The organism is Shimia sp. MMG029 (assembly GCF_027947445.1).
Taxonomy (GTDB): Bacteria; Pseudomonadota; Alphaproteobacteria; order Rhodobacterales; family Rhodobacteraceae; genus Shimia.
This window is the reverse complement of the sequence record NZ_JAQJIM010000001.1, coordinates 613,352-637,132: the sequence shown is the minus strand read 5'-3', so window position 1 is coordinate 637,132 and position 23,781 is coordinate 613,352. Positions and strand designations below refer to the sequence as shown.

The window sequence follows — 23,781 nt, the reverse complement described above, 5'->3', positions numbered from 1 at the left end:
CTCCACATCACGGGGCGGCAACGTCGGTGACCCCGCCCGGATCAAAATAGAGGCACCATGCTGACAATTCTCGTGCTGGCCGCTGGGTCATCCTCCCGCATGCGCGGCGGTGACAAACTTCTGGAAGACATTGAGGGCGCCCCCCTGTTGCGCATCATCACCAGCCGCGCCTTGGCCGCAAGTGCCAACGTGATGGTGGCTCTGCCGTTGGACAAACCCAAACGTGTGGAAGCGCTCGCAGGTCTTTCTGTGCAAAGTGTCTTTGTGCCAGATGCAGACAACGGAATGGCGCATAGTTTGCGCGCCGGGGTCGCGGCGCTTTCAGATGAAACAACAGCGGTGATGATTTTGCCTGCTGATATGCCCGAAATCGAGGAATCTGACCTTCAGACGATGATCAACGTGCATAAAGCGACGCCTGAGGCCATTCTGCGCGGCGCAACAGCCGCGCAAGTTCCCGGCCATCCCGTGTTATTCCCACGGCGCTTCTTTCCCAAACTTGTCCGTCTCTCAGGGGACAAGGGCGCACGCGATGTTCTGAAGGCAAACAAACAGTCCACCACATTGGTTCCCCTACCGGACAATCATGCGTTGGTCGATTTGGACACGCCCGAGCAATGGGAAAGCTGGCGCGCAGAACGCTATAACACCTAAGCCGTTCTGGTGATCAGAACATGAAATGATCACCATTGAGAGCGTCGAGATCGACATCCTGCAAGGTGATGCGATGGCTGCCCATAGAAATGATCACATCATCTCCGTTTTGACTGGCGTGATTGGACATCAGATCAGAAAAGCTCTTGATCTCCGTCACTTCCGAGAAGTCCAGCACATCCGCGGCGCCTGTTAAAGCAAAATCTGTGATCACATCGCGGCCAAAACCATTGTGGAACTCAAAAACATCTGCGCCAGCACCGCCTGACATGCGGTCATTGCCTGCATCACCGCGCAGCGTGTCCTCTCCGCCCGCACCGATCAGAGTGTCATGACCTGCGGCCCCGCGAATGTAGTTGTCGCCAGAGTCCCCCGTAAGATGGTCGTTGGCCTCTTGCGATCCAACCACACCTTCGATGCTGACATAGGTGTCAGAGCTTGAGTTTTTGCCCGTTTGCAGGTTAACTGTCACTCCGCTTTTGTGTCCCCAATAGCTGGCCGTATCAAACCCAGCGCCACCATCAAAAACATCTTTACCGTCGTCGTCGCGCAGATAGTCATCCCCCGCGCCGCCTTCCAGCCGGTCGTTGCCATCACCACCATAAAGCCGGTCGGTGCCGTCGCCGCCTATCAGCGTGTCGTTGCCCGCATACCCATGCAAACTGTCATTGCCACCTGCCCCATCAAGGCGGTTTGCAATATGGTTGCCATAGAACCGGTCATCCGCAATGTTGGACCCAAGCAAATGCTCGATGCTCTCATAGCGGTCCCCGCTGGTGTTTTTCCCGGTCGTCAAGCTCGCTGCCACGCCATACTTGTGCCCCCAGTAAGACACGGTGTCCTGGCCAGCACCACCTTCAAACACGTCGCGGCCATTCTCATCACGAAGATAGTCGTCGCCATCACCGCCCTGCAGCGTATCATCCCCTGCCCGGCCGTAGATCCGATCATCCCCCGCGGCACCATACAGCAAGTTGTCGCCACGGCTTCCAATCAGCGTGTCATTGGCTTCATTCGATCCCCACAGGTTTTCAATACTGCTGTAGGTGTCCTTGCTGTTGTTTTTGCCGGTGTGCAGGTCGACATAAACGCCATAGTGGTGCCCCCAATAGGATGCCGTGTCATTGCCTGCACCGCCAATGAATGTATCGCGGCCGTTTTCATCCCGCAGATAATCATCGCCGTCACCACCAACCAAGCGATCATCACCACTGCCACCATACAGACGATCTTTGCCGGCCTTACCTTCCAGATTGTCGTTGTTACGACCCCCAATTACGGTGTCGTCCCCCGTGCCGCCAATCAGATTGTCGTTGCCGTCGCGCCCATTCAGATAGTCATTCCCACCGTTGCCATCAAAGGCGTCTTCGCCGTCCCCGCCTTCCAAGACTTCAGCAGAATTCGTACCCGCGACAATGTTTTCATGCTCAATAACTATCTCGATCACTTCATAGGGATTGAGCGTCGCCGTCAGGGACGAAACATTCCTGCCAAGCTCAGCCTGCGACACATTTGTGATCTTGCCTGCAATGTCTGTCTCAGTGGCAAAATAGAAATCACTCAGGCTCGTTGGCGTCTTCACGCCCGGTCGAAGCAGAATATACTCTGGTTGCGGCAGATAGGTTTTAACGTCCCCACCGACGACCTTGATCAAACTGTCATCCCAAGCGTTGCCAAGCACGTCTTTCAGCTCGTCCAGTTCATTCTGATCGATTGAACGACGTGGATTGCGCGAAACCAGCTTGCCATTCTCATCATAAGCAGCATTGTCGCTCAAACCATCGGCAGCCCCATCGGCTATGCCAACGATCCGTCCACTCCAATTTTCTGCAACAGCAGCCAAATCAGACAGGTCCAATACAAAGTCTTTGCCGAACTCCTGGCTGTGAGAGGTCACATAGATCACGCTGCGATAGCCGTTGGTGAAGGCGTTCACCTCCAACTCACGCGGATCAAACCCAGACAACGAAACCGCATACATCTCGCCATTTTTGGGATGCAACGACTCTGTCATCATCGACAAGACGACCCCAGCAGGTGTCAGTTCAACGGGTCCGGCATCGTTGTTGCCGCCTGCAATCGCAGAGGCCGTGTTGTGACGAATGGTCCAAAAATCAGCCGCATCTACGCCCAATTCCACCATGCTGTGGAACTGTTCCGTAAGCGCCCCAGCGGCACGCAAACCCAGGAACGACCAATGGCCAATTTCGACATTCCATTCGGTGATCTGAAGGTCCAGATCCGTCTGAATCATCCCTTCCCAAGTGGCCAGACGCAGATCAAGATTCTTAAGCTCCGATCGGCTTGAATTTTCACTCAAGTCATAGCCATCTACGTCATCATCAAAGTAGTAGTGTGCAATCACCCCATCAATGGCGCCTGAAGCCTTGTCGGTTTGAAATCCATTGGTGATATCGCGATCGGCATCCAGTTGTTCGATGAGCTCAAGATTGCCTTTGACAATGCGTTTTTCAAACCCATTGAGGCTCTTATAGTACTCTTCAGCAGTTTGACTGTCAGACCAGTCATCAGGGCGCACATCTCTGTCCCAATGCTGCATCGCTGCAATTGCATCAGCGTCACTGACCGACCCAAAGCTGCCACCTTTGTAGTTGGACCCATCGCCAACAATATTTGAGCTCTGAACCCAGATCTCAGGCTGATAGCCGCCAAAGGTTGCCCCGCTCAGCGCATTTGCAATGTCATGTGCATATTCACCGTATTGTTTTTCATCAATGTTCTGCCAGAATTCATTGCCAATCTCATAGCCGACAATCTGCTCGGCTTTGTCACCCATGTAACGCAGAACGAGATTTGCCCAGTCACGCACATCCTGCTGGTTGGCGTGTTCCGGCGCCAGCGCAGGCACCACGAGCGTTGTGCGGTGACCGGTTTCCTTGATCCAGTCCAGGTAGTTTCTCAGATCTTCGCGCAGCTGCTCTGTGCCGCTCTCAGAGCGATCTAGTTCGATGATATTCTCACTTACCGCGCGACCACCAGGATACCGAAGCCGTGTCGACCCGATGGCGTCGATCGCTTCTACATATTGTTCGGTCGGAACCCCATCCACCTCGTTGGTTGTCCCCAAAAGGTTGGCCCCGAACATGTCCGCGCGCACCTCTACCGGTGCACTACTGCGATCCACAGTAATGGTGATAGGCATCAAACTGTCCTCAGAAAGGGTGTTAGGTTACGTGGTGGCTCACTTCCACGCGCAAGGTCGACCGCCCATTTGGCGGAACACCCCAAAAACAAAGCACCTTAGGCTCGGCAAAACTATTCTGTCTGAGAAACATGACTGCATCCCCACGATAAGGCCCCCAAAGGCCGTTACAAATCCCACGTTCATTGGTAGGACTTTTCAATTAAGGAAGCTAAAAGATTGAAAATTCAACTTACTTCAAATTTAAAAAAACTACTCAACACCAACCAATGAAAAATATAACCTGCTGATATATTTATATATTTTCACATCAACACATTTGCGGAATTTCCTCTCGACGTTTTCAAAATTTTAAGAAGATTCTGATCGCCCCATTCCTGCCACATTTGAACCACAGTTTGGACGCGGCGCCACTAAATGGCTGACATAATTAAATCTCCAAATTGAAAAACTCTCCCTTAAGGAGAGCTTTCAAATTGATTGGAGACGGATTTTCCATCGAAAGGAATCAACTTACGACCCTAACGCGCCAGTGCGGCATTCGGGTCAGTGCCCAAACGCCCCATGGAGCGTGTCCACCGCGCTGGCCAAATCCACCAGCTCAGCACCTCTCATTGCTTCGCCAATAAACGCACCAAGAACCGATCCGTTTCCGTATGTTCCAGAAGAGTTGCCGATCTCAAAGGCACCGTCAGAAGGCAAAACAGATACATCTGGTTCCGTATCAATTGGCGTCGCACTCTTGTGATACAGGCGAAGGCTGCCCGCATCTGTGCGCACCGCAGCCACCCATCCATTGGCTCCAAGTACGGACCCCGATGTTGTGTTGCTCCCCTGATTGACCCGTCCCCGCGCTTGCCCATTGGTAGTGGCGCGCAAATAATTCTCCTGTCCGGGCTTGGACAACAAGAGGGGCGCAGAGTTGGTCGAAAACGAGGAACAAAAGACACCGATGCTCATATTGTCGCGCAAGTCAGGCTCTGATGCCGGGGCAAAACCCATATCAAGACCCCCATTTGAAGATGACAACCCGCTCCAACCCTGTCCCGCTGCCCACACCCAATGGTCTGAAGCTAGATTGCCTACCTGAGCAAGCGACACCGACGGCTCCTTCAGATCCATGCCAGAAGACACCACATCCGCAAGCGACACATAAAGCCTGCGCATCTTGGGCCACCATGTGCTCGCCTTCGCGGCGACATAAAACGCATCCAACGCATCTTTCTGCGCGCCGGACAGGGTGACCCCTCCGTTCGCCACGGCTTGCGCGGCAAAGGCATCTGTCTCCGGTTCAAACGATGCCGTCCCAGACGCCGTGGAGACAGCCCACTCCGCTGCAATGCCACCCACATCTACAGAGACAGTCACAGTGCTACCCAGCCCCCCAGATGTGGCACGCAGCTGGATCTTCTGGAAGGTATCGATAACCCCAACAGACCCCCAATCAGAAACGACACTGTCACCGTTCAGGCTGTTCAATGTGCGAAACGCCCCCCCGGTCACAGAAACAGCTGTCCGACGCTCAAAGCCGGTCAGCAATACAGCGTTCGACGTAATGATCTGCCCTGCTGCAACATCTTGCACATCGGCAAAATCAAAGGCAGCGGGAACAGCATCGCTTAGGGACCCAAAGGACGCAGTATACGTGCCAGCGTAAGCCGCGTATGACCGCTCCCCCAATCCTTCGATCCAAGGCTCGTTGGGATGGATATTGCCAAAGTTGGAAGGGATAAAATCAGTATCAACAGCGATCGCATTGGCGTCGGCAGCCACAACAGATATCTGCGCCTCTCTCACAGTCCAGGCACGCGGCCAGCCCGCCTCGGTTGCGACCCCATCACTCCCCCCGTATCCCAATGGACGAATGCGTTGCACAACAATCAAACCGGTTGTGATCTCAGCTCGCACGGCGGCGAACCAGTCCGACAAATTTGCTTCATAAGAGGCCGCGGAAAAATCTTGGCTGGCGTCCGCTTCACCTTGGTTCCAGATCAGCACCTCCGGCCCTATCGTCACGCCCGCATCGGCCAGTAAGGCACGTGCACGCGCGATTTTCGCCCGCAGGCTGTCAAATTGCCCTCCAGCGGTATCCGGGTGCCATTGGTCGTATAAATTCTGCCCATTTCGGGCACGTTTCACAACATATACGGGGCGTGTGTCTCCCGCTTCGCGCATCTGAAACACAAACTCAGCCTCCGCCCCCCAGGCCGTTCCACTGTTGTCAGGGTCGGCGTTGGTTGTGACATCGTAGGGTTGAAACTGTCCGTCAGTTTCACTTGCACCATCCACAAAAGAAAACATCGCCCCCAAGGATCCGTCCGTATACCGCGCAGGCGGTGTCGCAGAGGACGTCCCCGCTACACGACTGTTGGACTGCCCCGTAACGAACAGAAGCATTGCATCCGCATCAGGGTCCGGCGGTGTGACCACCGGATCTTGGTAGGCGCCTGCTTGCACAATCTCACCGATACCGCGTACATCAACAGCATCATCCCCGGACGCCGTAATTGTATACGGCAGGGTTTGCCCCGCCACCAACTGCCACGCGCCGCCGTTAATTCTATATTCAAAATCAACCATTTAACCCACCACTACATTGCCGTTTTCTTCACGTGTCACCCGTGGCTCCCACACGCCAATCGACAGAACCGTCACGTCGCCTGTCTGTTCGCGCCGCAGACTGGTCTGCCGCCCAAGCACCGGAAAGAGCGCCGTAATTGAAATCCCAACACCAATCATCACACCAATCCAATGATGCCGCCGGCGGAGCTGCCACTGGCCCAGATCCGTTTCACGCGAAAGGGATAGAGCGCCCCAGGCTGCAACGCAGGCAATGTCAAAGAGTCTCCTTCAGCTTGATCCATCAAAGTGACCCGTACATCGCCAGTCGTGCCCACCATCAAACTGCGTGTCACCTCTTCCAGATCCGTGCCGTCGCTCGGGCTAACCGCGAAGCCATAGCTGATTGGCCCTGTCGTGCTGGTAATGCCCAAAAATCGGTCTTTGCCCATGGGGGTTCTCCTTCACTCGATTGGAGGTGTCCGCTGTGCCAACACCACGCCATTGCATGTTGAAACCTGTGCCGCGCAGCCACGACAAACCAAACGTGCCGCTGGTCTGTTCGATCAAATCCGCAGTGCGCCTAAGCAATGAAGCGCCCGCATTGAGGAGCCTTTAAGCGCCCGCACGCAGCCTGCCTGACACGCAACACCCCAAGTCGCGTGTCTTTGCCCCAAACGAATGCGTGATCGCACCCATGAGATGGAATGCAAGCGTCAAACGCTCGGGCGAAATTTAAAATTTAGGGAAAATGGCGCACCTGAGAGGATTCGAACCTCTGGCCTCTGCCTTCGGAGGGCAGCGCTCTATCCAGCTGAGCTACAGGTGCCTAAGTGCGGGGTATAGCCAGTGTGGCTACGCCCCGCAATCGCAAAATGCGTGCTTATGCAAAGAGTTCGTGGGCGAGTTCCAGCGCGTCCACCAACACGTCCACCTCTTCGGTGGTGTTATAAAGGCCAAAGCTGGCCCGGCATGTCGCCGACACACCCAGATGATCCATCAGCGGTCCGGCACAATGGTGCCCTGCCCGCACGGCCACACCTTTCTTATCCAGAATGGTGGAAATGTCATGCGCATGCGCTGCGCCGTCCAGCGTGAAGCTGAAAATCGCCGCTTTGTTGGCCGTCGTGCCCTGTATCTGCAGCCAGTTCAGGCCAGCGAGTTTTTGTACCGCATAGTCCCGCAAACCCGCCTCATGCGCAGCGATGTTTTCCATGCCGAGATCCATCATATATTCCAGCGCGACGCCCAGACCGATGGTCTGCACAATGCCCGGCGTGCCTGCTTCAAACTTCATCGGCGGATCATTGTAGATGACAGCTTCTTTGCTGACTTCCTTGATCATATCACCGCCCCCGATAAAGGGGCGCATCTCGGCCATGCGCTCTGCCTTGCAGTAGATCGCGCCGGACCCGGAGGGCCCATAAAGTTTGTGCCCGGTGATCGCGTAGAAGTCGCAGTCGATGTCCTGCACGTCCACAGGTGCGTGTACAGATCCCTGCGAGCCATCCACCAGCACTGGCACGCCTTTTTCATGAGCCGCCGCAGTGATGGTTTTCACATCAACCATGGTGCCCAGAACATTGGAGCACTGCGTGATCGCCACCAATTTGGTTTTGGGGCCAATCGCGTCAATCACCGCTTGCGGATCCAGAGCGCCAGTGGCGTCCACATCTACCCACTTGATGACTACGCCCTGCCGTTCCCGCAGAAAATGCCACGGCACGATATTGGCGTGGTGTTCCATCACCGACAGCACGATCTCGTCGCCTGCTTCCATGCGCGGCATGGCCCACCCATAGGCCACCATATTGATGCCCTCAGTGGTGCCAGAGTTCAGCACGATTTCGTCTTCGCTCTTGGCGTTCAGAAATTTGGCAATGATGCCCCGCACCGCCTCATATTTGTCGGTCGCCAGATTTGAGAGATAGTGCAACCCACGGTGAACATTAGCATATTCCGAAGCATAGGCCTGCGTGATGGCGTCGATCACCACTTTGGGCTTCTGCGCCGAAGCCCCATTGTCCAGATAGACCAGTGGCTTGCCGTTCACCTCTCGGCTCAGGATCGGAAAATCAGCGCGGATTTGCTCAACATCATACATTTCAGGAGATCCCTATCGAAGTTGTAGCTGTGATTGACAACAGCAATGACATAGCGAGCACAAGACCCATCGAGGTAAACAATAGCAGCACAAAGGTCTTCCCAAGGCTGCCAAACCCGTGGATCACATTGACAAAATGCAAGACGATCCAAATCGAATACAGCCCGACGCCCAGTGACACGAGCAACGCCAGCCCGGGCAAAACAACCATCAGAACCAGCACAAGCAGCTGCACAACAAAGCGCATGTACTGCAGCCAACCCAACGCCAGCAAAAGATCGTCAAACCGGCCCCGGCCACCAATCGCATGACCGCCCCAGAAAAACGCATAAACCAAAATCACCAGACCACTGCCCATCACCCCTGCATAGAGGAAGGGCGTCTGTAGCATGGGCACATACAGATCTGCAGGGGCTGGAAAAACCGCCAACGTCAGAAAATGTGCCAGCACATTTAAAATGATGCCAAGCGTCAAAATCATCCAGCCAATCTGGCGGGCGACGGGTCGGCTCATAATCGCCAGTGCCGCCTCGGCCGGGTCACGTATCGTGAGCCAAAACAAAGCGCCTAGTTGTTCTTTCATGCGTTCACTCTGCCCGCTTCAATCAATCCGGAAATCCAAATCCACATGAACACCGCAAACCACACTGCCCCCACTATGGTCAATGCGACCCCTTCGCCCATGAAGCCTTCCACAAGCCCCACAAGCAAATACAAAGGCCCGGTCGCGATCATCGCCCAAAACAAGGAAATCCGCGCGCCAAAAGCACTTTGTTTGCGCCCGACCACCTTAAGCACCAAATGCGTCACAAAGGCGATGATGTAGGCGCACAAAGGCAACATAAACAACAGGGCAAACAGGCTGCCACCAAGCAATGGGTTCAGCTCAATCTGTTCAAAATGTGCCTGCCGCGCCAACGCAGGCCAGCGCGAAACAAAAATGACCGCACAGGCGGCCATGAGGATCGCAAAGGCGCGATCCTCACGTTCTCCCATCGCAAGCAACCGCCGCATCACCTGACGCGGCGCGCGGTAACTGGCGACAATGTCTTGCGTCACCGACATCAGCCGCGCCGACGCTCCAGCCAGCCTTCAAGGCGTACAAGCATAGCGTCTCTCAGCTCTTCGCTTTCGATCTCATCCACTGCTTCTGCCACAAAGGACAGCACCAGAAGATCTGTTGCGATGTCTTTGGGCACACCACGCGCGCGCAGATAGAACAGCGCATCTTCGTCAATGGCACCGGAAGTCGAGCCATGCGAACAGGCCACATCATCAGCGTAGATTTCAAGCTCTGGCTTTGCGAGGAACTGTGCATCCTCATCCAGCAGAAGCGACTGGCTGATCTGATAGCCATCGGTTTTCTGCGCGCCCGGCTGTACCAGGATCTTACCTTGGAATGTGCCAACCGCACCATTGCGCAGCACTTTTTTGAACACCTGACGGCTTTCACAGTTCACTGCGTCATGGGTGACAAACACCGTGTCATCGTGATGGAAATCCCCATCCCCAAGACACGCGCCCGCCACATGTGCCATTGCATCGTCTCCGGTCAGCTCAAGCACCGCTTCGTTGCGGGTCAGTCGGCCGTTCACGGTCAGCGTGAAAGATTTGAACACGCTTTCGGTGCCCAGACGCCCAAACAGATGTGTGACCGCGCGACGTTCATGATCAAGCCCCTGCGCCCGCACATGATGGAACGCCGCCCCATCAGCCACATCCACTTCCATGGATTTGTTGAAACGCGCCGCCGCTGGACCGTTCTCCAGAATGGTCACCTCCGCGCCCGCATCCAGTTTCACAACATGGTGCAGAATCGCATCCGACGTGGTTTCTTTGTGACGGTAGATCAGGTTGATCGGCTTTGTTGCCTTACCGGTCGCATGGATCACCACGCCATCGGTGGCAAAGGCCGTGTTCATCGCCGCAAGCGGCCGCTCAACCGGGGTCTGCCCCTTGGCTTCCAACTGACCATAAAGCTCTTTGGCCCAATGGATATCTTTGGAGGCCACATCCGCCAGCCGCTCGATTGTCACCGCTTCGCCCACCAGATCGTCAGAAGCTTCGGCGTCAAACACACCGTCGACAAACACGATCTTGATGCGGTCGAAATCATCAAACAGTGGCGCTTCGCCGGTCTCAAACACAGCCGCCTCAGGCGCCTCTGCTTGGGTCAGCGTGTCCGGGCGCGTGAACTTCCAGTATTCATCCCGACGATCCGGCAGGCCCATCTCTTTGAGACGGCTCAGCGCCGCCTCACGCGCCTCTGCGGCCCACTGGCCACCCGCTGGCAGGCTCAGCCCGTCCAGTCGGGCCGCCGTTGCCTCTTGCTTCTTTGCCAAAGCGGCCATTATGCCACCTCCGCCAGAATGTCGGCATAGCCATTCTTTTCAACTTCCAGCGCCAGCTCTGGGCCGCCGGTTTTCACAATACGGCCATCCGCCATGATGTGCACAACGTCTGGTTTGATGTGGTCCAGCAGACGCTGGTAGTGGGTGATCACAAGGAAACCACGGCCTTCGTCACGCAGCGCGTTCACGCCCTCAGACACCAGCTTCATCGCGTCCACGTCCAGACCAGAGTCGGTCTCATCCAAGATGCACATCTTTGGTGCAAGCATCGCCATCTGAAGGATCTCGTTACGCTTCTTCTCACCACCGGAGAAGCCCACGTTCACCGGTCGCTTCAGCATATCGGCGTCGATTTTCAGGGTCTTGGCTTTGGCACGCACTTCTTTCAGGAAGTCCGCCGCAGAAAGCTCTTCTTCGCCACGCGCCTTGCGCTGTGCGTTTACCGCGGTGCGCAGAAAGGTCATGTTGCCCACACCGGGGATTTCTACCGGATATTGGAACGCCAGGAACAGACCTGCCGCCGCGCGCTCTTCCGCTTCCATTTCCAACAGGTCTTCGCCCTCAAGAGCCGCTTCACCGTCGGTGACTTCATAGCCGTCTTTGCCGGACAGAACATAGGACAGGGTGGATTTGCCGGAGCCGTTCGGGCCCATGATCGCATGCACCTTGCCCGCTTCCACTTTCAGATCCACACCTTTCAGGATCTGCTTGTCTTCTTCTTCCAGTTTGACCTTCAGGCCTTTGATTTCCAACATTTTCTATTCCTTCGCGTTTCCTCAGGCGCAAGCGCCCGGTCATATTCTTAGTCTTGGTCAGGCGACAGTCACAGCAGTGCCGCTCGCCGACACCATGAGCATCGAGTCGCCAACCACTTCGTAGTCCAGATCCACACCGACCACGGCATTTGCACCTTTGGCCGCAGCACGCTGTTCCAGCTCCGACAGTGCCGTTTCGCGGGCATCTTGGAGCTTGCTTTCATAAGCTCCAGAGCGCCCACCAACGACATCGGTGATAGAGGCGAAAAAGTCGCGAAACACATTCGCCCCCATGATGGCCTCACCTACAACAATGCCCTGATAGGCAGTGATGGTGCGGCCCTCAATAGACTGGGTGGTGGTTACGATCATGGTTCTAAACTCCGTCTGGTGACTGGTATCAGCCCACAGAGCCTTCCAGCGAGATCGCCACAAGCTGCTGCGCTTCCATGGCAAATTCCATCGGCAGCGCCTGAAGCACTTCCTTGGCAAAGCCATTCACGATCAGCGCCACGGCCTCTTCCTCGTCCATGCCCCGCTGGCGGCAGTAGAACATCTGTTCATCATCCACCTTGGAGGTTGTCGCCTCATGCTCCACACGGGAAGAGTTGTTCTTCACCTCGATATACGGCACCGTATGCGCCCCGCATTTGTCGCCAATCAGCAGGCTGTCACATTGCGTGTAGTTCCGGCTGTTCTTGGCTTTCGGGTGCATGGACACCAGACCGCGATAGGTGTTCTGCGCCACACCCGCACTGATGCCTTTAGAGACAATGCGCGATTTGGTGTTTTTGCCCAGATGCACCATCTTTGTGCCAGTGTCGGCCTGCTGGTGGTTGTTGGTGATCGCAATCGAGTAGAACTCGCCCTGGCTGTCATCGCCGCGCAGAATGCAGGACGGGTATTTCCAGGTCACCGCAGAGCCTGTTTCCACCTGTGTCCACATCACTTTGGAGCGGTCGCCGCGGCAATCCGCACGCTTGGTCACAAAGTTGTAGATGCCGCCTTTGCCGTTCTCATCACCGGGGAACCAGTTCTGAACGGTGGAGTATTTGACCTCTGCATCTTCTTCGATGATGATTTCCACCACGGCGGCGTGCAGCTGGCTAGTGTCACGCTGTGGCGCGGTACAGCCTTCCAGATAAGACACGTAAGAGCCTTTGTCCGCGATGATCAGCGTGCGCTCAAACTGGCCGGTGTTTTCCGCGTTGATACGGAAATAGGTGGACAGCTCCATTGGGCAGCGCACACCTGGCGGCACATAAACAAACGAACCATCAGAGAACACTGCGCTGTTCAGTGTGGCGTAATAGTTGTCGCTCACCGGAACCACGCTGCCGAGGTATTTCTTGACCAGTTCAGGATGCTCGCGGATCGCCTCAGAAATCGAGCAGAAGATCACGCCCGCCTCTTTCAGCTCTTTTTGGAAGGTCGTGCCTACAGAAACGGAGTCAAACACCGCGTCCACAGCCACTTTACGACCTTCTGCAGGCGCATCCTCAGCACCTTCAACACCCGCGAGGATCATCTGCTCTTTCAGTGGAATACCCAGCTTTTCATAGGTGGCGAGCAGCTTTGGATCGACTTCATCCAGCGACTTGGGCTTTTGCTCCATGCTCTTTGGGCGCGCATAGTAATACTGATCCTGAAAGTCGACTTTCGGATAGTCCAGCATCGCCCACTCTGGCTCTTCGCGTGTCAGCCAGCGCTCATAAGCCTGCAGACGCCATTCGGTCATCCACTCTGGCTCTTCGTTTTTCTCTGAAATCAGGCGAACGATATCCGGTGTCAGCCCTTTGGGGGCATATTCCATCTCGATCTCGGTTTCCCAACCGTATTTGTATTTGCCCGCCATTTCGCGCACGGCATCTACGGTCTCCTGATCGACACCTTCTTTTACTTGCGTCTGGTCGATTGCCGCCATCTGCTACTCCTATGTGTTCGCTGCCTTGCCAAATCTCTAAGCGGAACGGGCAAGGTGTTTCTTCTGGATGGAGAGCCAGGCATCAGCAAACCCCATCACATCGTTTTCTGTTGTTACGGGCCCCAAGCTGACCCGGATTGCTCCTGCGGCTGTGGGCGTGTCATAGCCCATTGCGGTCAGCACTTTGCTCGCCCGAACTTTGCCCGACGAACAGGCTGATCCGGCAGACACCGCATAGCCTGCCAAATCCATCTGCATCACCTGCGTTTCCCCTTTCCAACCGGGGGTGGCAATACAGCTTGTGTTGGGCAGGCGCTTGACGCCCTTCCCAACAAAGATGGTGCCGGGCGCCTCACTCTCAAGGCGTGCCTCCAACAAATCGCGCAGTTCTGCAACACGATCCCAGACACCATTCGCCAGATCCCTTGCCGCTGCACTGGCCGCAGCCGCAAAGCCAGCTGCGCCAATGATGTTTTCTGTGCCCGCACGACGGCCCATTTCCTGCCCACCGCCCAAAAGCTGCGCAGGCACATCTGTGCCGCGCTTCACGACCAGTGCACCGATGCCTTTCGGTCCACCCAGTTTGTGTGCTGAGATCAGGGCCATCTGCGCGCCGCTCCAATTAAAAGCAACGGGCAGCTTGCCAAATGCCTGCGTCATGTCGCTGACCGCCAATCCTTCTGGCAATGTCTGCACCACACCGGTTTCCGAATTGGCCAATTGCACACAGCTGTTCGCCGGATCGTCAATTGAGACACGACCATCGTGGTCGACAGACAAGGTGCCAGAAGTCCACGCCGCAACCGCGTCATGTTCCACATCCGCACCCAGCAAATCGCGCCCGCGCAGCGCCAAAGCCGCAGCCTCGGTCGCGCTGGAGGTGAAGATCACATCCGCCCCATCCGCTCCAAAAGCCGAGGCCACCTCAGCCCTCGCGCGCTCAAGTAGGCTCTTGGCCTTGCGTCCTTCGCCATGCACGGAGGATGGGTTTCCCACCACATCCATCGCCGCGATCATCGCGTCTTTCGCCTCATCGCGCAGGGGCGTGGTGGCGTTATGGTCCAGATAGGCGCGCATCAGGCTTGTTCAGCCTCCGCAGCATCTGCGCCTTCATCCACAACTGAAAACAGCGTCGGCACAGCCGGACATGGCGCGAGGTCGTTCTGCACTATGTCAGACAGCCGTGTCTGATGCAGAAACACATACACGTGTGCGGAAAGCCCTTCCCAAAGGCGGTTTGCCATGGATTGCGCACGCGACCCGCTGGAGCCTCCGCTGGCCCCTGCCCCGGTGTGCAAGGCAGAAACGGTTTCATCCACCGCCGCCAAAATATCTGCAGTCCGAATCTCTGAGCTGGGACGTGCAAGGCGATAGCCGCCACCCGGCCCTCTCACAGATTCCACAAGCCCAGCACGCCGCAGCTTCACAAACAACTGCTCCAGATACGGCAATGAAATGTCCTGACGCTTCGAAATCTCATTCAAACTCACGAGGTTTTCGGCGGGCTGCAACGCAATATCAGCCAATGCAACGACCGCATAGCGCCCTTTTGTCGACAGTTTCATATCAGACTCCCTCGAACTGATTGACCTCAGCCGCATCTGAGCTTAAGTCGCTAGAACCTGCATGGCGCACAAGCGCCACACGATTTAGAAGCGTTCTAAGGTAGCAGAGGTAATTCGTCAAGAATTGCCGGCAACCTTTCTGAGGGAGATTGACGAGAAACATGCCTGAGGTGATTTTTCCAGGACCAGAGGGCCGCCTCGAAGGCCGCTACCACCCGCAGAAAGAAAAAGACGCTCCCATCGCCATCGTTTTGCATCCGCATCCGCAATTTGGCGGCACGATGAACAACAAGGTCGTCTACAATCTGCACTATGCCTTCTACAACATGGGTTTCACCGTTCTGCGGTTCAACTTCCGTGGTGTGGGCCGCTCACAGGGCGAATACGACCAAGGCGTGGGTGAGTTGTCTGATGCGGCCTCCGCACTCGACTACCTGCAGTCGATGAACAACAACTCCAAGCACTGCTGGGTGGCTGGGTTCTCTTTTGGTGCATGGATCGGCATGCAACTGCTGATGCGCCGCCCAGAAATCACCGGCTTCATCTCCGTGGCTCCGCCTGCCAACATGTATGATTTCTCCTTCCTCGCGCCCTGCCCGAGCTCTGGCTTGATCATCAACGGCAAAAATGACCGTGTTGCGCCCCCGGCAGAGACACATGGCCTTGTGAACAAACTGCACGAGCAAAAAGGCATCACCATCACACACACCGAAATCGACGGTGCCGGTCACTTCTTTGAAACCGATGAGTATATGGATCAGCTCACCGGTAATGTGACCGACTATGTGAAACGGCGCCTGACGGAAAGTAGCCGCTGATGAGTTCGTCTCTGGAGACGCTGGCCGCCAAACTCGCCGAAGACACGCTCAAAGCCCAGAAAGAGCTCGGTGATGATCGTATCTTTGTAGAGGTAGGCAATGTTCTGGCGGCGTCTTCACAGACCCTCGAAGAGGCCTTTCTGACCGAAGTGCGCGTGCGCATGTCCGAAGAAAAGGCCCGCGCCTTTCTGATTAACAAAGTCAAAGCCGCCCGCGCGGCCAAAGCAGCTGCAGAAAATTAAAGCACATGAGCGATCGCCTCAGCCAGCAAATTGCCTTCCTGACTGAGGTGGACAAACTCAAATCTGTGTATCGCGCCACCAAGGTGCTGGATGGGCATCGTCACGAAGACAGCGGCAGCCACAGCTGGCACATCGCGCTCTATGCGCTGATCCTCGGCGAACACGCAAACCGCGACATCAACATTGACCGCGTGATCCGCATGTTGCTGATCCATGATCTTGTGGAAATCGACGTGGGCGACAGCCCTATTCACGGCGACCATGACATTGCCGCGATGGAAGCCGCTGAAAGCGCTGCCGCAGATCGCATCTTTGGCCTATTGCCAGCCGATCAAGCCACCGAATTGCGTGCCCTCTGGGATGAATTCGAAGCGGCGGAAACAGACGACGCTGTTTTTGCCAAAAGCATTGACCGTGTGCAGCCGGTGATCGGCAATCTTGAAACCGATGGCGGCACGTGGCCCGAATACAACGTCACCCGCGAACAGCTTGAAGACCGCGTCGGCTGGAAAGTCGCCAAAGGCGCACCTGCGATCTGGGATCACCTGAAGGCCCGGATTGCCGCGTGGTTTGACGGTCGCGCCTAAGCGCAGCTCACCAACACTGCGGCCAGCCATAGCCCCAGCGCCAGCTCAGCCCCGAACACGGCCATCCACCAAGGCGCACAGCTTCATACATCCGCTGACTGACAAAGGTGATAATCGCGGCCACTTCCTCCGCATCGCGCCCATATTGCGCAGCCAGCGCATCGCTTTGTGTGCGGCCAACCTCTTGAACACAGGCACGCAACGCCTCATCGGCGCTGACCCGAGCCCAATATCCCGCTTCAGGAGCAGGGTCCGCGCCCCCAAGATGATAAGCCTCATCATGGGTCACGCAACAGTCATGCCAAGGCGCGCGCGTCTCAAAAACCTCAAAGAACCAAGGCGATTGTTCAGCCAACGCCTCCCAAGCGGCTGACATCCCGCCAGAGCAGCCATCCGTGGTGAAAGGCAGCAACGCATCCGGCGTCGCCCGCCGCACTTGCTCCAAGCGACTGTGCCGCCAGATCTCGACCTTTGCCGGCACAGACACCCGCGCGTCCTCCTCAGCCGCCGCAACGCCCACTTGCACCGGAAACAGCGCAACCAGCAGCCCCAGCCTGATATGTTCAAGCATCGGCGTCGCTGCCCCCCTGCACATCCAGACCAATCCGCCCGGCAAGCCCCAGTATCATCCGCTCAATACCAGAGAGCGTTTTGCGATCTGCCAGAACCTCTCGCGCCAGTGCCGGCTCATCGGTGATCAACCCGTCCACCCCCAACGACAACATGCCAGACATCGACAACGCGTCATTCACTGTCCAGACATAAACCCGCTTGCCCGCAGCCTGGGCCGATTTCACCAGATTCAAAGACACTGTTGCGCTGTTCACTGCCAGAAAATCCGCATCAAGCTCCCACATTTTGCCAAGCGCCGCAGACGCCAATAGACCCACCGACCAATCCGGGCGCAGCGCATGCATTTTTTGCACCGCATCATATTTCAGTGACATCAGCTGAACCTGATCTGCCATGCCTGTTTCCTCGACAATTGCCGCGACACGCGTCTCAAGCATCTGATCGTGACCATAGTATTTCAACTCGATGATCACGCCAGCCTTATCCTTTGCCGCAAGCAGCACGTCGCGCAACAGCGGAACGCGCTCTTCTGCATAGGCCGGGTCATACCAGCTGCCGATGTCGATCTCTTCCAGATCGGCAAGCGACGCATCCCAGATCTTCAGCGGATTGCCAGCAAGTTTCATGAAATCGCTGTCGTGCATCACCACCACAGCGCCATCCACCGTTTCTTGCACGTCGATTTCAACCCAGTCCGCCTGATCTTCAATCGCTTTCAGAATTGAGGCCATCGTGTTTTCAGGGCGCGCGCCCGCCGCCCCCCGATGCGCGATCACCTCTACAGGGAGGGTTTCATCCACCTGCGCCAGTCCCGCCACACCTACGCCACCGACACCCGCAAAAAGGCCCGCAACAGCCACCACTGCGATCAAAAGCCCACGGGGCGCCAGCGCCTTGCGTTGCGCGACCTGTTCAGGCCAGTCCGCCGCATCAAGGAACGTCAACGCCAGCGTTCCTGTTGTCCATGAGGTTAGAAATAAGTTCAGAATCGACCAGCAAACCACAGCAACAATGAGGAAGGTGGCCGCTGCGCGAAGATTGTCTGCCAAGACATCCAATCCAAGTTGCAGGCCAAACCCAACGACCCCCAATAGGATCACGCTGACCACGGCGCCAACCGCCGCCCAAACCAGAACATGCGCCACAAACTCTAAGCGCCGCCCCGCCATCAAGCGCCGGCTCTTCCGGAGTGCGGCCAATGCCGGGGCCTCTTCAAACAGCACCAGGGGCAGCGAAAGAACCCAGGCAAGACTGCGCCACAACAGCACAGCGAGCATCACCGCCAGTGTCACCCCAATCACAGCAACGGCAGTCTGAAACTCCGGTGGACGTGTGCTCAGGTAATAGTTGATGTCATAGGCGCTCAACCAATACCAAAACGCGGCCCCCGCCAATGCCAGAAACGGCGCCGCAATCAGCAACAGACGCACTGCAATCTGCACAGCCAGTCTCAAAACAGCGGGCAGCCGTGGCATCACCAGATCGATTCCGTCCCACAACCCATGAGACTTCCCAACCTGATCACGCAGCGCCACCGCCATCATAAACGAAAGGTTGAGGGTCAAGAGCACCATCGCCATGCCCGCCAGCAACACCCCAGCCAGAAAACCAATTGGCGACAGCAGGAAGTAGGCAATGTCGAAATCCGCCAATGCTGGCTTGCCCGAAAACTTCAGCGCCAGAAAAACAGTTCCCGCCATCAATGGCGCAAACACAGCTGCAAGCAACAGATTGAAAACCAGATGAGATTTCACAAAAGGCACCCGTAAATGCCAGGACATAGCATAATGCCTTAAGACTTCTGACGTTACATGCCGCATCGGCACCCCCAATCGCTCAAATCAATAGAGTGATCGTAGCGACCGCCGCGCAAATGGTCGAGCCGCCTTATGCGCCCGACCCACAGGTCGCACTCAGGGGGCAAGTGGGGTAAAGTTACCTCAACGCGACGCCTCTTTCCCGCTTCTTTCAATCACGCTAAGCGTTACGAAATTTTAGTATACTATTGCATACAACCCTTTCAACCAAACCCATCTTGCTCTAAGCAGGCGGCAAATGACTCGGCTCACAGGAGACCCCCATGACCAAGATCAAAGTTGAAAACCCGATCGTCGAAATGGACGGCGATGAGATGACCCGCATCATGTGGCAGTTCATCAAAGACAAACTGATCCTGCCCTACCTCGATCTCGATTTGCTCTATTATGATCTGGGCATCGAGGAGCGTGACCGCACCGAAGATCAGATCACCATCGACGCTGCTGAGAAAACCAAAGAGGTGGGCGTCGCCATCAAATGCGCGACCATCACCCCGGATGAACAGCGTGTCGAGGAGTTTGGCCTCAAAAAAATGTGGCGCAGCCCAAATGGCACCATCCGCAACATTCTTGGTGGTGTGGTTTTCCGTCAGCCGATCATCTGCCGCAATGTGCCCCGCCTCGTGCCCGGCTGGACCTCCCCCATCGTGGTGGGCCGCCATGCCTTCGGCGATCAGTACAAAGCCACCGATTTCACCTTCCCTGGTGCAGGCAAGCTGTCCATGAAGTTTGTCGGCGAAGACGGCACCGTGATCGAAAAAGAAGTCTATGACGCCCCATCCGCTGGCGTCTATCAGGCGATGTACAACCTCGACAGCTCGATCATCGACTTCGCGCGCGCCTCGCTCAACTATGGCCTCAACCTAGGCTGGCCGGTCTATCTCTCCACCAAGAACACCATTCTGAAAGCCTATGATGGCCGCTTCAAAGATCTCTTCCAAAAGGTCTATGAAGAGGAGTTTGAAGAGAAATTCAAAGCTGCCGGTATCTGGTATGAGCACCGCCTGATCGACGACATGGTCGCCTGCGCCATGAAATGGAACGGCAAATTTGTCTGGGCCTGCAAAAACTACGATGGCGACGTCCAATCTGACACCGTGGCACAGGGCTTTGGCTCGCTGGGGCTGATGACCAGCCAACTGATGACCCCGGATGGAAAAATCGTGGAGGCAGAGGCGGCCCACGGCACCGTCACCCGCCACTATCGCCAACACCAGAAAGGCGAAGCCACCTCCACCAACTCGATTGCCTCAATCTACGCGTGGACTGGCGGCCTGAAGCACCGCGCCAAACTCGACAACAACATCGCCCTGCGCGCCTTTGCCGAGACACTGGAGCGCGTGATCATCGAAACCGTAGAGAGCGGCCACATGACCAAAGACCTCGCGCTTCTGGTTGGCCCAGATCAGGGCTGGCTCACCACCATGGGCTTCCTTGAAAAGGTCGATGAAAACCTCAACAAGGCGCTCGCGGGCTAATCCTATCGTCACACGTCATGCGAGGCGCCCCAAGCGGGCGCCTCCCAAATCCGCCAACTGCCCAAACATCGTGCAAAGTCAAAGCTTTGAGCCTGTCTCATAGCGGCTATGCGCCCAGACCACTGGACAGATGCATGCCCTTGTCGCACATCCCGACCATGGTTAGCTTTCTAGAGTCCCCGCACCCCGAACAACACAGCCTCTTTGATGATTTTCAGGGGCTCATCGTTGGCACCTTGTTGGTCGCTTTGTCGGTCACATTTTTGCAAAACAGTGGTTTGTTCACCGGGCAGATCGCGGGGCTCGCATTGGTGGCCGGCAAAGCCGTTGGCGTGCCATTTGCGCTGCTGTTCTTTGCCTTCAACCTGCCATTCTATGTGATCGCCTACCTTCGAATGGGCGCAAAGTTTACAATCAAAACCTTCATGGCTGTCGGGCTGCTCTCACTCTGGTCTTATGTGCTGCCGAGCTTCTTCACCATCAGTAACCTCAACAGTCTGGTGGCCGCGGTCCTCGCAGGCATCACCGCAGGCTCTGGCCTGATCGCCCTGTTCCGCCATGGCGCGACACTTGGTGGCGTTGGTATTGTCGCTGTTTGGCTACAAGACACCAAAGGCATCAAAGCTGGCTGGGTTCAACTAGGGTTTGATTTTTGCGTATTCGCGCTCGCCCTGTCGTTTTTTGACCTAAACGCTGTCGCCTTCTCTATGATCGGTGCTGCAATCACCAATATAATGATCGCAACCAACCACCGGCGCGATCGCTACATCGCGCGCTGACACTCAGGACGCACCATGCCCAAAGCCTATCTGATCCTCATGATCGCCGTTGTATTTGAAACCATCGGCACCGCAGCGCTTCAGGCAAGCCAGCAGTTCACCAAACCGATCCCCTCCATCATTGTGGTGATCGGCTACGGTCTGGCCTTTTACATGATGGCACTGACCCTTAAATTTCTGCCAGTGGGCATCACCTATGCGGTCTGGTCCGGCCTTGGCATCATCTCGATCTCTGTGATCGCCTATTTTGCTTTCGGCCAAAAGCTCGACCTGCCCGCCGTCCTTGGTCTGGGCCTCATTGTTGCCGGCATCCTCGTCATCAACCTGTTTTCCAAGACCGCCGTGCACTAAACCGCATTAAAGGGCTGGCCTTTTGCACCAACCCGCGTTAGGGCGGGCGCGAACAGAAAAGGCTGCCCTTATGGATCTTCGCAACATCGCCATCATCGCTCACGTTGACCACGGCAAAACCACACTTGTGGACGAATTGCTGAAACAGTCGGGCGCATTCCGGGAAAACCAAGAAGTGGCGGAGCGCGCCATGGACAGCAACGATCTGGAGCGCGAACGCGGAATCACGATCTTTGCAAAGCCAACTTCCGTGGAATGGAAAGGCACCCGCATCAACATCGTGGACACCCCCGGCCACGCCGACTTTGGCGGCGAAGTGGAGCGTATCCTGAGCATGGTGGACGGTGTGGTCCTGCTGGTGGACGCCGCCGAAGGCCCAATGCCGCAGACCAAATTTGTGACTTCCAAAGCGCTCGCTCTGGGTCTGCGCCCGATTGTGGTGCTGAACAAAGTGGACAAACCAGACGCCGAGCCTGACCGCGCGCTGGACGAGTGTTTTGACCTCTTTGCCTCGCTGGACGCCAACGACGATCAGCTCGACTTCCCGCACATGTATGCCTCTGGCCGCAACGGCTGGGCAGATGCAGAGCTTGATGGCCCACGCAAAGACCTGCACGCGCTTTTCAACCTGATCGTGAACCACGTTCCTGCCCCCAAACAGGTTGCCCGTCAGGACGATGACTTCCGCATGCTGGCCACCACACTGGGCTCTGACCCCTTTGTGGGCCGCATCCTCACCGGTCGTGTGGAATCCGGCACCCTGAAAGTGGGCGCCACCGTTCAGGCGATCTCCCGCATCGGCCAGAAAATCGAACAGTTCCGCGTCACCAAAATCCAAGCCTTCCGTGGCCTTGCCCAGCAGGACATCGAAGAAGCGCAGGCAGGCGACATCGTTTCTATCGCGGGCATGGCGAAAGCCACCGTGGCAGACACCATCTGTGCGCTGGCTGTAGATGAGCCGCTTGAGGCACAGCCCATCGATCCGCCCACCATCACCGTGACCTTTGGCATCAACGACAGCCCGCTGGCCGGTCGTGACGGCAAAAAAGTGCAGTCCCGTGTGATCCGTGACCGTCTCTACAAAGAAGCCGAATCCAACGTCGCAATCAAAATCGAAGACACCCCCGGCGGCGAGGCTTTCGAAGTCTCCGGTCGTGGCGAACTTCAGATGGGCGTTCTGATCGAAAACATGCGCCGCGAAGGCTTTGAGCTGTCGATCTCCCGTCCACAGGTGATCATGCGCGAAGAAAACGGCGTCCGCATGGAGCCGGTCGAAGAGGCCACCATCGACGTGGATGACGAATACTCCGGTGCGGTGATTGAAAAACTCACCGGTGCGCGCAAAGGTGAGCTGGTTGAAATGCGCCCCGCAGGCGCAGGCAAAACCCGCATCATCGCGCATGTCCCCTCCCGTGGCCTGATCGGCTACCACGGCGAATTCCTCACCGACACCCGCGGCACCGGCGTTCTGAACCGTGTGTTCCACGGCTGGACCGAATACAAAGGCGCCATCCCGGGCCGTCGCGCAGGTGTTCTGATCTCCATGGAGAACGGCCAGTCTGTGGCCTACGCCCTCTGGAACCTCGAAGATCGCGGCAAGATGATGATCGGCGCACAGGCTGACGTCTACACAGGCATGATCATCGGCGAACACTCCCGCGACAACGATCTGGAAGTGAACCCGCTCAAAGGCAAGAAGCTCACCAACGTCCGCGCCTCAGGTTCCGACGAAGCGGTGCGCCTGACCACGCCAATGGTGCTCTCTCTGGAAGAGGCGATTGCATACATCAACGACGACGAGCTGGTGGAAGTGACCCCCAACAACGTGCGTCTGCGCAAACGCTATCTGGACCCACACGAGCGTAAGCGGATGTCCAAATCGGCGCAGTAAGCCGACTACGATACCTTCACAAAAAGCCCCGACCAACGTCGGGGCTTTTTCTTTTTGGCGTTTGCTTTTCGCAGCACTGCGCCTGCGCGCGCAACACCGGAGACAACCTAGGCCAACCAAATCATTGTTCATTCGACTTAGGGCTTGAGAAAAACCGCAATTTGTTTGAC

At 56.4% G+C, this 23,781-nt stretch carries 23 protein-coding genes and 1 tRNA gene; 8 read left to right on the top strand and 16 right to left on the bottom strand.

Annotated elements, in window-relative coordinates; translation table 11 throughout:
- Positions 1–57: 57 nt before the first annotated feature.
- Positions 58–654, top strand: coding sequence for a nucleotidyltransferase family protein (locus PJL69_RS03085; RefSeq protein ID WP_271308343.1), 597 nt, complete (start codon positions 58–60; stop codon positions 652–654).
- A 13-nt stretch (positions 655–667) separates the two neighbouring features.
- Here the strand turns inward: PJL69_RS03085 and PJL69_RS03080 are convergent, their stop codons facing one another.
- From PJL69_RS03080 to PJL69_RS03015, 14 genes are all read right to left on the bottom strand, one after another.
- Complete coding sequence (locus PJL69_RS03080; protein ID WP_271308342.1) at positions 668–3,817, bottom strand: calcium-binding protein; 3,150 nt, start codon at positions 3,815–3,817, stop codon at positions 668–670.
- A gap of 546 nt (positions 3,818–4,363) precedes the next feature.
- Positions 4,364–6,397, bottom strand: coding sequence for a sialate O-acetylesterase (locus tag PJL69_RS03075; protein WP_271308341.1), 2,034 nt, complete (start codon positions 6,395–6,397; stop codon positions 4,364–4,366).
- Entirely contained in the window at positions 6,398–6,556 is a 159-nt protein-coding gene (locus PJL69_RS03070) for a hypothetical protein (RefSeq protein WP_271308340.1), read from the bottom strand. It lies immediately after the preceding gene.
- Positions 6,556–6,828: a spike base protein, RCAP_Rcc01079 family gene (locus tag PJL69_RS03065; RefSeq protein WP_271308339.1), complete on the bottom strand. Its 273-nt coding sequence runs from the start codon at positions 6,826–6,828 to the stop codon at positions 6,556–6,558. Before PJL69_RS03065 ends, PJL69_RS03070 begins: the two co-directional genes overlap by 1 nt.
- Positions 6,829–7,128: 300 nt before the next feature.
- Positions 7,129–7,205: transfer RNA gene (locus tag PJL69_RS03060), tRNA-Arg, on the bottom strand.
- Positions 7,206–7,259: 54 nt separating this feature from the next.
- Positions 7,260–8,480 carry a cysteine desulfurase gene (locus tag PJL69_RS03055; RefSeq protein ID WP_271308338.1) on the bottom strand — a complete coding sequence of 407 codons (1,221 nt, stop codon included), beginning with the start codon at positions 8,478–8,480 and terminating at the stop codon, positions 7,260–7,262.
- A 1-nt stretch (position 8,481) separates the two neighbouring features.
- Positions 8,482–9,063 (bottom strand): YIP1 family protein, encoded by a 582-nt coding sequence (locus tag PJL69_RS03050; protein WP_271308337.1) that lies wholly within the window; start codon positions 9,061–9,063, stop codon positions 8,482–8,484.
- A complete protein-coding gene (locus tag PJL69_RS03045; protein ID WP_271308336.1) occupies positions 9,060–9,545 on the bottom strand; it encodes a YIP1 family protein in 486 nt (161 codons plus the stop codon). Before PJL69_RS03045 ends, PJL69_RS03050 begins: the two co-directional genes overlap by 4 nt.
- On the bottom strand, positions 9,545–10,831 hold the full coding sequence (locus tag PJL69_RS03040; protein ID WP_271308335.1) for a SufB/SufD family protein: 1,287 nt from the start codon (positions 10,829–10,831) through the stop codon (positions 9,545–9,547). The genes PJL69_RS03045 and PJL69_RS03040 overlap by 1 nt, the downstream gene beginning before the upstream one ends.
- Positions 10,831–11,586, bottom strand: a complete 756-nt coding sequence (sufC, locus tag PJL69_RS03035; RefSeq protein WP_271308334.1) for a Fe-S cluster assembly ATPase SufC — start codon at positions 11,584–11,586, stop codon at positions 10,831–10,833. The genes PJL69_RS03040 and sufC overlap by 1 nt, the downstream gene beginning before the upstream one ends.
- Positions 11,587–11,643: 57 nt before the next feature.
- Complete coding sequence (locus PJL69_RS03030; RefSeq protein WP_271308333.1) at positions 11,644–11,958, bottom strand: heavy metal-binding domain-containing protein; 315 nt, start codon at positions 11,956–11,958, stop codon at positions 11,644–11,646.
- A 28-nt stretch (positions 11,959–11,986) separates the two neighbouring features.
- Positions 11,987–13,510 carry a Fe-S cluster assembly protein SufB gene (gene sufB / locus PJL69_RS03025; protein WP_271308332.1) on the bottom strand — a complete coding sequence of 508 codons (1,524 nt, stop codon included), beginning with the start codon at positions 13,508–13,510 and terminating at the stop codon, positions 11,987–11,989.
- A gap of 36 nt (positions 13,511–13,546) precedes the next feature.
- Entirely contained in the window at positions 13,547–14,590 is a 1,044-nt protein-coding gene (locus PJL69_RS03020) for a cysteine desulfurase family protein (protein WP_271308968.1), read from the bottom strand.
- The gene (locus PJL69_RS03015; RefSeq protein ID WP_271308331.1) at positions 14,587–15,075 is read right to left on the bottom strand and encodes an Rrf2 family transcriptional regulator; all 489 of its coding nucleotides are present in this window, start codon (positions 15,073–15,075) and stop codon (positions 14,587–14,589) included. The genes PJL69_RS03020 and PJL69_RS03015 overlap by 4 nt, the downstream gene beginning before the upstream one ends.
- 161 nt (positions 15,076–15,236) lie before the next feature.
- On the opposite strand from PJL69_RS03015, the gene PJL69_RS03010 reads away from it, so the two are divergent.
- From PJL69_RS03010 to PJL69_RS03000, 3 genes are read left to right on the top strand one after another with little or no spacing between them, the layout of a single operon-like run.
- Positions 15,237–15,893 (top strand): alpha/beta hydrolase, encoded by a 657-nt coding sequence (locus PJL69_RS03010; RefSeq protein WP_209095587.1) that lies wholly within the window; start codon positions 15,237–15,239, stop codon positions 15,891–15,893.
- Complete coding sequence (locus PJL69_RS03005) at positions 15,893–16,135, top strand: hypothetical protein (protein WP_209095585.1); 243 nt, start codon at positions 15,893–15,895, stop codon at positions 16,133–16,135. Before PJL69_RS03010 ends, PJL69_RS03005 begins: the two co-directional genes overlap by 1 nt.
- 5 nt (positions 16,136–16,140) lie before the next feature.
- Positions 16,141–16,722, top strand: coding sequence for an HD domain-containing protein (locus PJL69_RS03000; protein WP_271308330.1), 582 nt, complete (start codon positions 16,141–16,143; stop codon positions 16,720–16,722).
- Positions 16,723–16,729: 7 nt separating this feature from the next.
- Here PJL69_RS03000 and PJL69_RS02995 read toward each other — a convergent pair whose 3' ends face one another.
- Together PJL69_RS02995 and PJL69_RS02990 are read right to left on the bottom strand one after the other, a co-directional pair.
- Complete coding sequence (locus tag PJL69_RS02995) at positions 16,730–17,293, bottom strand: hypothetical protein (RefSeq protein ID WP_271308329.1); 564 nt, start codon at positions 17,291–17,293, stop codon at positions 16,730–16,732.
- The gene (locus PJL69_RS02990; RefSeq protein WP_271308328.1) at positions 17,286–19,049 is read right to left on the bottom strand and encodes a glycerophosphodiester phosphodiesterase; all 1,764 of its coding nucleotides are present in this window, start codon (positions 19,047–19,049) and stop codon (positions 17,286–17,288) included. Before PJL69_RS02990 ends, PJL69_RS02995 begins: the two co-directional genes overlap by 8 nt.
- A gap of 326 nt (positions 19,050–19,375) precedes the next feature.
- Between PJL69_RS02990 and PJL69_RS02985 the strand changes: the two genes are divergently transcribed.
- From PJL69_RS02985 to typA, 4 genes are all read left to right on the top strand, one after another.
- Positions 19,376–20,590 carry an NADP-dependent isocitrate dehydrogenase gene (locus PJL69_RS02985; RefSeq protein WP_271308327.1) on the top strand — a complete coding sequence of 405 codons (1,215 nt, stop codon included), beginning with the start codon at positions 19,376–19,378 and terminating at the stop codon, positions 20,588–20,590.
- A gap of 134 nt (positions 20,591–20,724) precedes the next feature.
- Positions 20,725–21,369 carry a YitT family protein gene (locus tag PJL69_RS02980; protein WP_271308326.1) on the top strand — a complete coding sequence of 215 codons (645 nt, stop codon included), beginning with the start codon at positions 20,725–20,727 and terminating at the stop codon, positions 21,367–21,369.
- 15 nt (positions 21,370–21,384) lie between these two features.
- Positions 21,385–21,720 carry a DMT family transporter gene (locus PJL69_RS02975; RefSeq protein WP_209095575.1) on the top strand — a complete coding sequence of 112 codons (336 nt, stop codon included), beginning with the start codon at positions 21,385–21,387 and terminating at the stop codon, positions 21,718–21,720.
- A gap of 70 nt (positions 21,721–21,790) precedes the next feature.
- Entirely contained in the window at positions 21,791–23,611 is a 1,821-nt protein-coding gene (typA, locus tag PJL69_RS02970; protein WP_271308325.1) for a translational GTPase TypA, read from the top strand.
- Positions 23,612–23,781: the final 170 nt, after the last annotated feature.